Genomic DNA, 13,867 nt, shown 5'->3' with positions numbered 1-13,867 from the left:
TTACTGATTGATGAGTGTTGAGAAAGTTTGTAAAAACTCCTTGACGCGAAACGGGAAATGCGTAGAATACGCAGCCCTAGCCAACTGGAAGCGTTCGACGCTCAGTGTGGTACTCACCTTCTNGCCTTTACCGTTAAGGCGGCAGTGATTTTGCTAAAGTCCGCATCCCAGCCAGTGAAGGTATAACCTTCCCGCTCTGGTGCCGTTGGTGCAGTCGCAGCCCGGCCATGAGTAATTTGCTGGGTCGATAACACCTGACCTTCGGCATCGACAAAGCTTACGACATACACATTCTGACTGTATTGCGCTGTCACTGTTAAAGCTGAAGTGATATTAGCAAAACTGACATCCCAACCGGTGAAGGTATACCCTTCCCGCGCTGGCACAGCTGGCGCTGTTGCCGACTGACCATGAGTAATTTGCTGGGTCGATAACGACTGACCTTCGGTATCGACAAAGCTTACGACATACACATTCTGACTGTATTGCGCTGTCACTGTTAAAGCTGAAGTGATATTAGCAAAACTGACATCCCAACCGGTGAAGGTATACCCTTCCCGCGCTGGCACAGCTGGTGCTGTCGCCGCTTGACCATGAGTAATTTGCTGGGTCGATAATGGCTGACCTTCAGCATCAACAAAGCTTACGACATACACACTCTGGCTGTATTGCGCCGTCACGGTTAAAGCTGAAGTGATATTAGCAAAACTGACATCCCAACCAGTGAAGGTATACCCTTCCCGCGTCGGCACAGCTGGCGCTGTCGCCGCTTGGCCATGAATGATTTTCTGGGTCGATAATAACTGACCTTCGGCATCAACAAAGCTTACGACATAAACATTCTGGCTGTATTGCGCCGTCACTGTTAAAGCTGAAGTGATATTAGCAAAACTGACATCCCAACCGGTGAAAGTATACCCTTCCCGCGCTGGCACAGCTGGCGCTGTTGCCGCTCGGCCATGAGTAATTTGCTGGGTTGATAACAACTGACCTTCAGCATCAACAAAGCTGACGACATACACATTCTGGCTGTATTGCGCCGTCACTGTTAAAGCTGAAGTGATATTAGCAAAACTGACATCCCAACCGTTGAAGGTATACCCTTCCCGCGTCGGCACAGCTGGCGCTATCGCCGCTTGACCATGAATGATTTGCTGGATCGATAATGGCTTGCCATCGGCATCGATAAAACTAACCTGGTAAGCAGGAGCAGTCACCTGAATAGAAAATGGCGCCAATGACGCACTCAATAAACCATCACTGACGCTGATTTTTATAGTGCTATAGTCACCAACTGCATCAAAACCAGGATTACCAGATAGACTGCCAGTGGCTGTATCAAAGGTTGCCCATGCTGGTTTATTGACAATTGAAAATGTAAGTTTATCTCCCTGAGCATCGAATGCTGTTGGGGTAAAACTATACAAACTGCCTGCAGACACCGCTGTTGCTGGCTTACCTGAAATAGTCGGCGCTGTATTGACTGGTTTAAAAATAATACCAAAACCTTTTAAATAAACTTCGGCGCCCTGATTAAACTTAATCGATAATTCGCCTGTATACCCATGGGCAGCGTCCAAACTCAGTCCATTAGTCCCGGGCTCAATCGTAAAATTTTCATGAAAAATTTCAGTATTATCTTTGTCCAGAGAGGTAACAGTAGCAACGAGCGGCTTATTTGCTTTGTTAACTAACATAATATTTTTCGGGGTAAATGTGGCCCTGAGATTTCTGATGAGAAATCCAGTTGTATTGAACGCATTTGAATGACTCACCAACCCTTCTTCATTGATTGCACAATAACCGCCTGGTCCCGATAGCGCCAAAATTAAAACCCCGCCGCCCGGGATCGAAGGATAAAAACCGCTGGAACAGTAACCGTTTACGGCGGCCGGACCTTGAAAAAGGTAACTATCAGGCAACAGCATGATTAATTTACTGTCTTTGCCAATGTTGTAATCAGCTAAAGTGTAAACGTCGTTTGCCATTTTAGTTTGCTTAAAAAACAAAGCATAACTGTCAGACGGATAACCTTCTTTATCTTCAATTTTAGCTTTCACATTTTCAGTTGTGTCAGACCCTTCCACATCTAGCGTAATAGTTTTGCCAGCCGGCGTTTCAACAAAAATTTGCATCGCCCAGCCGGGCCATGCGGTCAGGGCAATACACAAAATAGCTAACTGCAAGAGGCGAATCATATCTGCTCCATAGCAAAGTAATAATCAGTGGTGAGTCATTCACCAGAATAAAAAATCGCCGGATGCTAACATGTTGGTTCCAATTTCTGAACAAAAAGGCCAGATGCTGTGTAACGTCATGTAACAGCTGTCGATGATGTAGCAATCGGGAAAGTAGAAAAGTAACGGCAGCGCTGATTTGTTATTAAACCCGCAATAGGTACGAAAGTTACCCTATGATTCCTCACTAAACAGGGTAAAATAGCTAGGTTGTAGTAGTCAGAGATGCCGATTGAAGGCATTCCAGGTGTGGTAATGTTGGATCCGCTCGCGCATTCGTTAGCTTCGGTCATGGTGACTTTGGCCTGTGCTTTATTTATCTGGCCGTTATATCTGCTGAATAAAGATTTTGCTGGCCCGAAACAGTGGGCGATTGGCAATAGCCTGCTGCCGCTAGGGTTGTTATTACTCAGTACTCAAAGCAAGACACCGGTTTGGCTGGGAGTGGTGTTAGCCAACCATATTTTGCTGGCCGCAGTGTTAGCCATTTTATGGGGCACCCGCTTATTCTTCGGCTACCAGCGCAACAAAAGCTTGTTAACCGTACTCACGCTCAGCTTTAGCCTGACTTTTTTGTATTTCACCTATATCACGCCTTATACCGATGGCCGCATTATCCTGGTCAGTCTGATGTTTTCCCTTTGTAGCTTGCTGAGTATCCGGGTGCTGAGAGCCAAGCAAAAAACAGGGTTTTCGTTAGGAGTCAAACTGTTTCAGGCGGTCCTGATGTTATTAATCATGCTGATGAGCTATCGTATTGCATATATCCTGTTGGTCGGTGACTTAGGCGGCATCTTTCGCCTCAACCTGTTAAATGTGGCGGTGGCGGCTTTATCATATTTTGTGGTCTATGGTTTGACACTGAGTTATTTTCTGCTCTGTTCCGAACGACGCATTCAGATGTTGGATACTTTACAACAGCAAAGCAAAGCCGAAGCCGCGTTAAAAAGCCGCTTTCTGGCGTCATTGAGCCACGAATTACGCACCCCGTTAAATGCCATTGTCGGCAAAGCACAACTGATGAAATTGCGGCAACAGGATCAGCAATTACAGCAGGACTGCAGCATTATTATTGACGCAGGCATGGCATTATCGACGATGGCGCAACAAGTGCTGGAGCATGCCAGTCTGGAGCATGGTCAGGTGCAAATCCAATCAAAGGACACCTTATTAATTCCCTGGTTGCACAGTATCGTCGACAGTATGCAGCCACTGGCGCAATCACGGCAATTACACTTGAGTTTGCAAACAGAACAGCTGAGTTCGCAGCAAATCTATAGTTTTGATCAGGGCAAAGTACGGCAGGTGCTAATCAATTTGCTGGGGAATGCCATTAAATATACTGATCATGGCTTTGTCCGGCTGCAGGTGCAACTGACGGATCAGACCGGACCACAACACAGCATCCACTTTGCGGTCGAAGACAGTGGTATTGGCATCAACCCTGACGACCAGCGCGATATTCTAACGCCTTTTATCCGGGCTTCGCAGCAGGAACTGCGGGAAGGTACTGGCCTGGGTTTATCTTTATGTCAAAAAGCACTGCAGTTATTGGGGGCGGAATTAAAATTTACCAGCCAGCCCAGTGTTGGCAGCTGTTTTTACTTTCAGTTGCCGCTGACACCGATCAGCGCTTCGGATTCCATAGCGACAGTCGCCAGCAGTACCATACCACCTCTGCATATTTTGCTGGTAGAAGATGTTGAATTAAATCAGCAGATCATTAAAGCACTGCTACAACACGATGGTCATCTGGTTTTGGTGGCCGCCACTGCGGCAGAAGCGCTTGGTCTCTGTCAGCAACACAGCTTTGAGCTGATATTGCTAGATATGAATCTGCCAGACAGTGATGGCCTGAGTTTGTTCCGTCAGTTGCAACAACAGCTGGCTGGCCCCCTGCTAAGCACACTGCCACCTGTGCTGGCATTAACCGCCGATACCAGCCGGCAATTGCAGCAGGATTGTTTGGCTGCAGGCATTAAACAAGTGCTGACTAAGCCGGTAGAGCTGGCACAGTTACAACAAAGTATTCGTCAATTGTTGCCCTGGCCGTTAATAGCCAACAGCCTGACCTTTCAAAGTTTCGCCTGTTATTTACCGGCGCAACTGGTGCAACAAAAATTAGCCGGGCTGGCTGCCGAATTACAGCAGCAGATCAGCCAGTGGCCCAGTTTGCATGGCGCTGAACTGCAGGCCAATCTGCATCAATTGCGTGGTATGGCAGCTACTTTGGGATTGGAATTGCTGGCGGAGCGGCTGGCAGCACTAGAAACCCAGCTCAGTCGAGTGTCCGCATCACAACAGCCATTAAGTCAGCTTGCCAGCCGCAGTGCGCAGTTGCTACGGCAAAAAATCGAAGGAGTGCGGCATGACTGAACAAATCCGGGTGTTGTTGGTTGAAGACGACGAATGGCTTGGGTTGGCGCTCAGTGCCTTCCTGCAACAACAAGGTTTCCAGGTCAGCCTGGCACATTCGCTGGCTGCCGCCATGTCCATGTTGTCACAACCAGATTTACGACTGCTGATCGCCGATGTGCAATTACCGGATGGTTGTGGTATTGAACTGTGCCGCCAGCTATGCAAACCCCACATCGGTAAAATTTTGATCTCGTCCAACGCGTCGGAACAAAGCCGGGTGCAAGGGCTGGGCGCTGGTGCTGATGACTACATTTGCAAGCCGGTATTTCCGCAGGAGTTATTGCTTCGCATCCAGGGTTTATTGCGTCGCTTGCCGCCGCACGCTGTGACTGTACCCGATCTGCGGTTTTTACAGTTCCGGCTTAATCTGGAAAATCGTCAGCTGTGCTATCAACAGCATGCACTGCAATTGAGTGAAAACGAGCAACAGTTGCTGATTAAACTGATTGCCCATCAGGGAAAAATTATCAGCCGAACAGAATTAGCGCTGGCATTGGGTGAAACAGATACTTATCTGGCAGGCCGGGCACTGGATATTGCCATCAGCCGGTTGCGGAAAAAGTTAGTGCAGCTGAGTGGTCAAGCGGAAGAACTGCTGGTGACTTACCGTAATCAGGGCTACTTATTAGTGCAGGAATGGCCGGAAGCAGGCATCAAAGAAGGAACAGCACGCTAAACCAGTCGTGCTGCTACGATAGCGCTTAAATCAGCTTATTTTTTGATTTTGACCGGTCTTTGCCAACCGCTGATATGCTGTTGTTTGGTCCGTGCGACCACCAATTCGTCGGCAGCGACGTCATGTGTCACCACAGAGCCAGCGCCACCAGTGAACTGTTGGAACCAAAAAACACACCATCTTCAATCGTGGTCTGGAATTTGTTGGCGCCATCGTAGTTACAGGTGATAGTGCCAACACCGACATTCACTTTACTGCCGATCACCGCATCCCCCAGATAAGTCAGATGATTGGCTTTAGAACCTTGGCCTAACACGGTTTTTTTCAGTTCAACAAAGTTACCGACATGGCTGGATGGGCAGTAGCGATTTCAACGCCATCCCGATGTGCCATCGCAATAATATCGGTTAGATAAAACTCACCCTGGGCATTGTTATTTTGCAAATTCGCCAGCCAATGTTTCAGCTGTTTGCCCGGCACCGCCATAATGCAAAATTATATCGACACCGCACCTTATATGTACAACATTGTCGATGGTCAAAAAGTACCAGCTTCCCCAACAGAAGCCACACATAGAGATTATTCCAGTAAAAATATTGGCATGCTCTATTCGAGCGGTATCGAAGCAGAATTAACCTATCAATACAACAGTCTTGATCTATTTGCTAATTACAGCAAAGTGAAAATGGATGTCGAGGGCATGCTCAACTTTTACCTTGGCACTATTGAAGATATTCGCCAGCCCTATAACAGTGCTCCACAAGATAAAATCAATCTTGGGATCAGCTGGCAGCTGATCTCAGCATTACGACTGCCATGGATATGACCCGTCTTCCGGAGGCTCAGCTCAAAAGAGGAATGGATGCAGAAGGCTATCAACTTCACAGCGTATATCTCACATATCAAGCCCCTTGGTTAGCGAGCCTAGAACTCAGGATGAGACTTACTCGGTTTGGCCTGATGATGAAGAAAAAACCTTACCGGGACGTAACTACAAACTGGCCCTCAGCTATCAATTCTAGAACATACATCAACGAACACTCTCTATTGACTAAATTGTAAATTCACAAAATCAAGGCCATTGAAAACAACTTTAATGGCCTTATTTTTTGGTCTTCTCAATTTTTTAGCTCAACCTCGCCTCGGAGCGCTTAGCTCTGCGTTGAAGCAACCAAAAGAGGCTTAACACCCCAAATGAAGCGGCTAAAGTGGTCAGCGTTAGTGCAAAACCTTTGAATGAAAACAGGTTTAAAGTAAAACCATCTAATACCAGTACCGCCAAGCCAAGGGGCATTTGGATAAGCACAGCGGTAAACCAATCGAAGGGAAGTTTAGGAAAGATCCTGTGGTAAGCATAAAGCACTAAACCTGCAAGCAATATCAGCAAACTCGCATCATGAGCCGCCAACAAAAGATACTCCACACTGTTATGCGAGATGTGAGGCACCGCACTCAACATGTCCAACATATAACCCGCGCTGGCGACCAATGAGAAGCTGATAAAACTCAATAAGGCTAATAGGATACCAAAGCCAAGTGCGGGTAAATATTTCATGTAAGGTCTCTCTATTCGCAGGTGAAATATGCTGTCTCGTCTCCCGAAAACCACAGCATGCAAGGTATAAAGGAGTAAAGAGACATTAACTACAATAGCAGCCTAAATTTCCCTTAGCTATTAAGACCATAGTCTTATGTCTACCACAAACTTGTGCGCAATAAACGAGATGAAATCCAGTATCAAGTTAGTGTTTTCTCGGATAATCAGTGGATAAGCTTTTAAAATTACTAGATTAATCAAATTTCAATCTTATCGCTTAGTGATATCACCCACAATTTGCCCATGTGTTTGGGTGAAATAGACTAGCCAATTTCACCAATAACGCTTAGGATCGGAGTTGCATTTTTTAGCCAACATATTGTGGAGTATCAAAACATTATGGGTATCAGAGCCATAGTCGTAGACACAGCAGGCACCACGACAGACCTAAACTTTATCCAAGATGTACTATTCCCCTATTCTGTCAAAGCCTTGCCAGACTTTTTAGAACAGAACCAACACAATGTATTGGTTGAAAACTGTATTTGTGACACTAAAGATATCGCCCTAGAGCCCGAGGCTGACTTAGCGCGTGTAACTGAGATCCTGCAACAGTGGGTCAACGAAGACCGTAAAGCTACGCCACTTAAAACCTTACAAGGGTTAATTTGGAAACAAGGCTATGCCCACGGTGAATTTAAGGGCCATATCTTCCCGGACTTTATTGAAGCGGTGAAACGTTTTAGCGCACAAAACCTGCGTATTTACAGCTTTTCATCCGGCTCTGTCGACGCGCAAAAACTGTTGTTCGGCCACAGTGACGGCGGCGATTTAACTGAAATGTTTAACGGCCATTTCGACACCCGCACGGGCAACAAATTAGATAAGCAGGCTTACTGCAATATCCTCAACACTATCAGTTTAAGCCCCAAACAAGTACTGTTTGTGTCTGATGTTATTGAAGAATTAAAAGCTGCCGACGCTGCGGGCATGATGACCTGCCAAATGGTTCGCGACAGCAAGCAACGCACTGGCGAGTTCCGCAAAATCAGCAGCTTCGATGAGCTGCTGATTGAATAATGCGATTATTGAATAACGTGATGGTTGTTGAATAACACGATAGTCAGCTCAAGCTGATTTAGCCTATAAAACGAAAGCGACCTTGTGGTCGCTTTTTTATTAATTGACTCAATTACCCTTCACCGCCAGCGGAAACGCAGCCGAGATACATTTTTCCACCTCAAAACGATAACCATAATCCGCATTCTTATCGGGTGTGATCAACAAAATCTCGTAATCATTTAATTCAATCACATTCGACTCGGCAGGCTTTTTACAACGCGAGCGGCCATTGGCTTCAAGTGAAAATGCGAACGTAGCTAGCCATTGCCGCACTAAGTACTGATATTGAGTTCGCACCGAGGCGTAGGCCTTTTTGCGATCTTCCTCTTCCAGCTCGTCGTCATCATTACTATTCTCAGCCTTGCTCGATTTATCGCTTTCAGAGTCAAGAGCAGTCTGAGTTAGCTCTACAATCGGTACCGTCAGCACATCGGTCGCATCCGGCAACCGTCCCGATTTAGGCTCGCGAGGCGCATGCTTAGCGGCTTCTTGGGGAGAGGTAATAAAGTTGCCAAACGAGGTTTCAATGCGAGTCTCTAAATCAATTAACAGGCTCAAGTGATACAAAACCACAGTCGCTAGCACGATACGGATCAAAAAAGTCGTTTTACGGAATGAAGTATGCGAGGTAAGCCGTAACGATTTGACACCTAAAGGTTTAAGCAAAAAGATCAATATTAAATAGATAGGAATAATCAACTGTAATGCCAGCAGCACGATCGCGCTTACCATCAAAAACCAAGCGGGCATATAGAGTAAAATCGCTAAGTTATGGGTGTAATTGAGATCGCTTGCTGAGACCCCAACCACTTCGTTGACTATCGCGCCAGACCAGCCCAAAGCAAAGTTGGCAATCATCGCATAAAACAGCAACAACACAGCTTTGCCCGCCAAACTGTGCCAAACCCGCTCGAACACAGGCCAAAACTCGATGGCCATAGCGATTACGGCAATCACAGCGACCAACCCCATTAACTCGCTACTAAAAGCCAATATCAAAGCAATAAGATACAGCTTTTGCGCAAAGGATAACTTAGCAACCCCTAGGATAAGACAGCGCCAGAACTTGCCCAAACCTAAACGGATGTCACTCAGTGATGGTAAGCTGAGCTTTCGCAAGTACTGGCGAGCAGATTCAATGTAACCGATTAAATTCATTATTCTTTTACATTCCATTGAAATAGTAAGACGGGCAACATTTGCCACTGTAATGTGCAAAGCACAGTGTTGGCAACTGTGCCACTCAATCTCGGTATATTGGTCACTTTGGCTATCTCTAGCCAAAGTCGAACGTTCTGTTTAGAGTCGAATGAAAGCTCTGCAACACCCCATCGCCCGTTTAAATCCAACTAAAATGAACTTGAGAGAGGAAATCAAAGCGGCCTTATGGTCACTTTTGCAAATCGATAAACCTGACTCAGGACTAACTAAACGACGCTTAACTCCCGCTCAGAAAATACGGTTTTAGCGACAAACATGCCATTAAGTGCAGCAGGAAAGCCAGCATAAACAGACATTTGCAATATCACCTCAACAATTTCCTGCGGCGTACAACCCACATTCAATGCGCCATTAATATGTACGTTTAACTGTGGCTGGCAATGCCCTAGCGCCGTGAGTGCGGCAACTGTCGCTAGCTCCCGCGTCTTAAGGTCGAGCCCTTCACGCTGATAAATATCCCCAAAAGGATATTCAATAATGTACTTGCCTAAGTCAGGGCAAATATCGGCAAGACTGCGGATGACTTTCTCCCCCGCCTCACCGTCGATTTCAGTCAGTTTAGCGAGGCCCTGCACATATCTTTGATTACTCATTTTTAGCTCCTGTTGGATTAAATCACAGCAAGCAGCCTAAACCTTAGAGTTAACTCTAAGTCAATGGTTCATTGATGGATGACACAGGCAATGCGGATCAGTAAAACTAACCCTCTGTTTAACTCGCCGACTAGAGGCACAAGCAAGCAAATAGAAAAGTAAATAATATTAGCTTTTTAGCATTTAACCACAAATGTTAGCGACTGAGCTTAGCCACTAAAAATGAGTTTGGTAATAGTGAATTTTTTGCTTAAGAGCAGCCAAATGCTCCTGCTCTTGGCGAATACGCTCAGCCAATTGTGTTGCATGTTGCTCGAGCAACTGCTGTCGCTGGCCAGCGGTTGCATCGCCTTGGACACGCAGCTCGGCATAGGTCAATATCTGCTTTAACGGCATGCCCGTTTCTTTTAAGCGATTGATAAACCCAATCCATTCCGCTTCTTTCGCAGCATAATCACGATGCCCGCTGCCATTTCGAACGACAGACTGCAGTAGGCCAATTTTCTCGTAATATCTGAGCGTATGCGCCGACAGCCCTGTGAGTGCAGCAAACTGACCTATATTCATAATCTAACGATCCGCAGGATGATTAACGCCATCATTCGTGGGCACATTTTCGAGATCGAATGGGTTAACCCCTTCGAGGCAACCAATGTTGTAACCATACTCATGGGGATTGGAACGCCGCTGGTGATGGGTGTAAATACCGCAGATAGAGCAGAAGTAGTGTTTGGCAGTTTTGGTATTGAATTCATAGAGTTTCAGCATATCCTCACCCTTGAGGATCTTAATCCCCGCCAGCGGCACAGAGCCAACCATTGCGCCCTTACGACGACAGATAGAGCAATCGCAACGGCGTGGATTTTCGATGCCATTAGGCAATGACAACTCCAATACCACGGCACCGCAATGGCAATGGCAAGACGCTCTGTGTTTTGGCTGAATAAGAGTATTGCCCACTTGTTTAATCACACCCCACTCCTTGTTTCGCTAGATTCTATAAACCTAAATTCCCCAGCCGCTGCACCAACGCCCGCCATTGTTGCAATTGCGGCTCCTTAGCACTCATCACTGGCCCCAACATATTGGACTTAGCCCGCTTAAAACCACTAAAAACTAAGGTGGCGGTATCAAGCTGTTTCAGCGCGGGAGCGCCTTGAAACCACTTGTAATACCAAGGCGGCGTGTCCATAGTCATGATAATTCGCGAAGTTTTATGGCGCAGCAACTTAGCGGGTATCAATTTACCTTTCTCATATTTAAATGCAAACCCAGATAAAAATGTCCTATCGATTAAGCCTTTAAACTTAGCTGGAATACCGCCCCACCAAATCGGTGTGATAATAACCACATGCTCCGCCCACTGGATATTCGCTTGAAACGCTAGCAAATCGGCTTCGAGTGGCTGAGGTTGACGATAACCATAGGTCAGATTCGGGTCAAAATTCAGCTCAGCTAGTTTGACGATTCTCACTGAGTGTTTATCTGCCGCCGCTTGGGCATAGGTTTGAGCTAGATGCTCACAAAAACTCTGCGCCTTAGGATTACCACAGATCACTAAAATCTTTTTTGCCACGATGAAACGCCATAACAGTCAATGTGGCAAATAGCATAAACTCTGCCCCTAAGGGGAGAGTCAAGACCTAAGGTAACAGCTGCGACTCACAGGAGGTGAGCCCATCAATACAGGCATCTAACTGAGTGACTTTATGTTCTAACTCACTTATCTGGCGTAAAAAATCCGCTTTAATACCCAACAAAAAAGCCTGCACTGTGGCTAACTGAGCATGCTTATCGCCTTGTTCGAGTAAATCTTTTAGTTGGACAAGCTTAATACCGAGGGCTTTGGCCTCTTTGATCAGCAACAACAGCCTAATATCCGCCGCACTATAAATACGATAACGCCCCTGACGTGCGGGAGTGTCGATGAGCCCCCACGCCTCATACAAGCGAATCGCTTTTATCGACAGCCCAGTTTGCTTTGCCGCTTGTCCAATATACATAGCTCAACCTAACCCTTTAAAGACATTATTCATATCTGCATTGCTTGCCATTATCAGCCACAGTATCAGCTTAGGCCAAGACTTGTCGCAGCAATCTTATGCTGCTAGTCTGGCCGCTTAAACGAGCGTTTTAACTTGGGATTTTTATCATGGGATTTAAACAACAGTTGCAAGAAGGTGTACAAGAACAGGCAATGGAAAAGTTTCTCGCACAGCACCCTATCGTTACCCAAATCCCCGTTGCATGGGGTGAAATGGATGCCCTACAACATGTTAATAATGTGGTGTATTTCCGCTATTTTGAAACGGCACGTATCGACTTTTTCAATCGTCTCTTCCCGCTAGATACCCTGTATAAATCAGGTATTGGCCCCGTAATCAGCGAAAATCAGGCTCGCTATAAACGCCCAGTGACTTTCCCCGATACTTTATTGGTAAGTGTCAGCATTAGCGATATTCACAGCGATAGATTTACCATGCATTATCAGGCTTTTAGTAAACAGCAGCAGGCAGTAACCACCTTAGGCACTTCAGTCGCGGTGATGTTTAACTTTAAAACGGGTAAAAAAGCCGAGTTACCGGCAGAACTGCTGGCGATTCTCAAACAGCACGAAGTCGCTTAAGCTTTAAGCTATCCGAGCCCATAGATAAATTGCCAGCACACTTTAGGCCATACCTTGAGGGAAGCATGTATGTCAGATAACGAAAATATCGAGATAGCCATTGAACATCAACAGGATAAACAGCGTTTTATTATCCCTGTCGACGGCTATGAAGCCGTGTTGGAATACCAGTTATCTGGCAAGAATATCGATTTTAGCCGCACCTTTGTCCCCAACGAGCTGCGCGGTAAAGGCCTTGCCGAACGCTTAGTGCGCCACGGCTTAAAGTGGGCCAAAGGCCAAGACTTTACTATCCAAGCCAGCTGCTGGTATGTACAGAAATTTTTGAAAAACTAAATCCAATAAACAGGGTAATGGCGCTTAGGATCGGTGGAGAGGTTATTGACCACCAGCGCGACCAGTAAGAGTAATACTGAGCCGAGGAACACTGGCATTAACGCGTAAAGAAAGCCGAGTTGATGCACGTTTTCACCGCCAATCACGGCAATCAATGCCGTTGCGCCGCCCGGAGGATGAAGAGTGCGAGTCAGGTACATGAATGCGATAGACAGGGATACCGCTAAGGCGCTCGCCAGCACCACATAATCGCCACACACTTGGTACACTGCGACCCCAATTAAGGCCGATAACACACTGCCACCAATCAAGTTACGCGGCTGCGAAAACTCCGCCAGCGGTGCACCGTACACCAGCACAGCCGACGCACCAAACGAGCCAATGACAAACATAGTGTCGACGAGGTTTTCACTCATATAATTTGCGAGACTCGCGACCAAGTAAATGCCACAGAAAGCCCCAATCCATGACCACACAATCTTTTTAAGTGGCTGTCTTGGTGGACAAATGTCCTTCGATCGCATGCGGGTAAAATAGAATCTCATGGTTAATCCGAACCGATAAAAATTAAGCGATACAGACAAGTGATCTGCATCACAGTTAGCGGGTCGACAAATTAACCCTTCAGCAGCGCAATTGCAATTACGCTGACCGAAAGAGTAAGCAGACTAAGCGCTTTCACCACTCAGATTAGCGAGCATTTCGCGGATATCTTCAGGAATCGGGCGGCTTTTTTCACTGCTGTAATCGTAATGTACGAGTGTGGTTTTTACTTCGGCGGTCTTGTTGCCCGCTTGCCAACAGGTTTGGGTCAGCTCGAAGCTGCTATTACCGATACGGCTGACATAGGTTTTTACTGTGACACTCTTGCCATAGTAAGTCGGCGCGATAAATGCCACGGTAAACCCCGCGACGATTAAGTTCCACTGATGCAAATCTAACTCGGGATTAAAAATCTCAAAGATTGGCGTGCGCGCCGCTTCGCACCATACGGGGATCACAGTGTTGTTGATATGACCTAGGCCGTCGGTTTCAGTAAATCTTGGATTGATTTCGAGACTGTATTCTGTGGCTGACATGCAAACTTCCTTTTTATTATTT

At 46.4% G+C, this 13,867-nt stretch carries 16 protein-coding genes and 1 pseudogene; 6 read left to right on the top strand and 11 right to left on the bottom strand.

Going from position 1 to position 13,867, the window contains the following annotated elements:
- Positions 1-113: 113 nt before the first annotated feature.
- Entirely contained in the window at positions 114-2,198 is a 2,085-nt protein-coding gene (locus tag HUB64_RS14560) for an InlB B-repeat-containing protein (RefSeq protein WP_173497269.1), read from the bottom strand.
- 294 nt (positions 2,199-2,492) lie between these two features.
- Here HUB64_RS14560 and HUB64_RS14555 point away from each other — a divergent pair, with 294 nt between their 5' ends.
- Both HUB64_RS14555 and HUB64_RS14550 read left to right on the top strand, forming a co-directional pair.
- Positions 2,493-4,613, top strand: coding sequence for an ATP-binding protein (locus HUB64_RS14555; RefSeq protein ID WP_173242505.1), 2,121 nt, complete (start codon positions 2,493-2,495; stop codon positions 4,611-4,613).
- Positions 4,606-5,331 (top strand): response regulator transcription factor, encoded by a 726-nt coding sequence (locus HUB64_RS14550; protein ID WP_173242503.1) that lies wholly within the window; start codon positions 4,606-4,608, stop codon positions 5,329-5,331. The genes HUB64_RS14555 and HUB64_RS14550 overlap by 8 nt, the downstream gene beginning before the upstream one ends.
- Positions 5,332-5,366: 35 nt before the next feature.
- On the opposite strand, the pseudogene HUB64_RS14545 reads toward HUB64_RS14550, so the two are convergent.
- Positions 5,367-5,820, bottom strand: a pseudogene (locus HUB64_RS14545) (hypothetical protein); the annotation flags it as partial.
- Here HUB64_RS14545 and HUB64_RS23220 point away from each other — a divergent pair.
- On the top strand, positions 5,819-6,157 hold the full coding sequence (locus HUB64_RS23220; RefSeq protein ID WP_309247071.1) for a TonB-dependent receptor: 339 nt from the start codon (positions 5,819-5,821) through the stop codon (positions 6,155-6,157). The pseudogene HUB64_RS14545 and the gene HUB64_RS23220 sit on opposite strands and share 2 nt — an antisense overlap.
- Positions 6,158-6,457: 300 nt before the next feature.
- Here HUB64_RS23220 and HUB64_RS14535 read toward each other — a convergent pair whose 3' ends face one another.
- Positions 6,458-6,886, bottom strand: coding sequence for a hypothetical protein (locus HUB64_RS14535; protein ID WP_173242501.1), 429 nt, complete (start codon positions 6,884-6,886; stop codon positions 6,458-6,460).
- Between the two features lie 381 nt (positions 6,887-7,267).
- On the opposite strand from HUB64_RS14535, the gene mtnC reads away from it, so the two are divergent.
- Positions 7,268-7,948 (top strand): acireductone synthase, encoded by a 681-nt coding sequence (mtnC, locus tag HUB64_RS14530; protein WP_105253037.1) that lies wholly within the window; start codon positions 7,268-7,270, stop codon positions 7,946-7,948.
- 108 nt (positions 7,949-8,056) lie between these two features.
- Here the strand turns inward: mtnC and HUB64_RS14525 are convergent, their stop codons facing one another.
- The 6 genes from HUB64_RS14525 to HUB64_RS14500 all read right to left on the bottom strand — a co-directional run bounded on the left by HUB64_RS14525 (position 8,057) and on the right by HUB64_RS14500 (position 11,807).
- Positions 8,057-9,148: a hypothetical protein gene (locus HUB64_RS14525; protein WP_173242499.1), complete on the bottom strand. Its 1,092-nt coding sequence runs from the start codon at positions 9,146-9,148 to the stop codon at positions 8,057-8,059.
- Positions 9,149-9,417: 269 nt separating this feature from the next.
- Entirely contained in the window at positions 9,418-9,804 is a 387-nt protein-coding gene (locus tag HUB64_RS14520; protein WP_105250934.1) for a carboxymuconolactone decarboxylase family protein, read from the bottom strand.
- 216 nt (positions 9,805-10,020) lie between these two features.
- Positions 10,021-10,371 carry a MerR family transcriptional regulator gene (locus HUB64_RS14515; RefSeq protein WP_113941230.1) on the bottom strand — a complete coding sequence of 117 codons (351 nt, stop codon included), beginning with the start codon at positions 10,369-10,371 and terminating at the stop codon, positions 10,021-10,023.
- 3 nt (positions 10,372-10,374) lie between these two features.
- On the bottom strand, positions 10,375-10,776 hold the full coding sequence (locus tag HUB64_RS14510; protein ID WP_173497268.1) for a GFA family protein: 402 nt from the start codon (positions 10,774-10,776) through the stop codon (positions 10,375-10,377).
- Positions 10,777-10,801: 25 nt separating this feature from the next.
- On the bottom strand, positions 10,802-11,380 hold the full coding sequence (locus HUB64_RS14505) for an NAD(P)H-dependent oxidoreductase (protein ID WP_113941228.1): 579 nt from the start codon (positions 11,378-11,380) through the stop codon (positions 10,802-10,804).
- A 67-nt stretch (positions 11,381-11,447) separates the two neighbouring features.
- Positions 11,448-11,807: a MerR family transcriptional regulator gene (locus HUB64_RS14500; RefSeq protein WP_113941227.1), complete on the bottom strand. Its 360-nt coding sequence runs from the start codon at positions 11,805-11,807 to the stop codon at positions 11,448-11,450.
- A 194-nt stretch (positions 11,808-12,001) separates the two neighbouring features.
- Here HUB64_RS14500 and HUB64_RS14495 point away from each other — a divergent pair, with 194 nt between their 5' ends.
- Both HUB64_RS14495 and HUB64_RS14490 read left to right on the top strand, forming a co-directional pair.
- Entirely contained in the window at positions 12,002-12,430 is a 429-nt protein-coding gene (locus HUB64_RS14495) for a thioesterase family protein (protein WP_105253036.1), read from the top strand.
- A gap of 69 nt (positions 12,431-12,499) precedes the next feature.
- Positions 12,500-12,766: a GNAT family N-acetyltransferase gene (locus HUB64_RS14490; RefSeq protein ID WP_173497267.1), complete on the top strand. Its 267-nt coding sequence runs from the start codon at positions 12,500-12,502 to the stop codon at positions 12,764-12,766.
- Here HUB64_RS14490 and HUB64_RS14485 read toward each other — a convergent pair.
- Both HUB64_RS14485 and HUB64_RS14480 read right to left on the bottom strand, forming a co-directional pair.
- Positions 12,763-13,311, bottom strand: a complete 549-nt coding sequence (locus HUB64_RS14485; protein WP_105250927.1) for an HPP family protein — start codon at positions 13,309-13,311, stop codon at positions 12,763-12,765. The genes HUB64_RS14490 and HUB64_RS14485 overlap by 4 nt on opposite strands.
- A 123-nt stretch (positions 13,312-13,434) precedes the next feature.
- Positions 13,435-13,845: a thioesterase family protein gene (locus HUB64_RS14480; protein ID WP_173497266.1), complete on the bottom strand. Its 411-nt coding sequence runs from the start codon at positions 13,843-13,845 to the stop codon at positions 13,435-13,437.
- Positions 13,846-13,867: the final 22 nt, after the last annotated feature.

It is taken from the genome of Shewanella sp. ISTPL2, assembly GCF_013283205.1.
Lineage (GTDB): Bacteria > Pseudomonadota > Gammaproteobacteria > Enterobacterales > Shewanellaceae > Shewanella > Shewanella oncorhynchi.
Note: the sequence above shows the minus strand (reverse complement) of the source record. Positions and strands in the feature narration are given on the sequence as shown.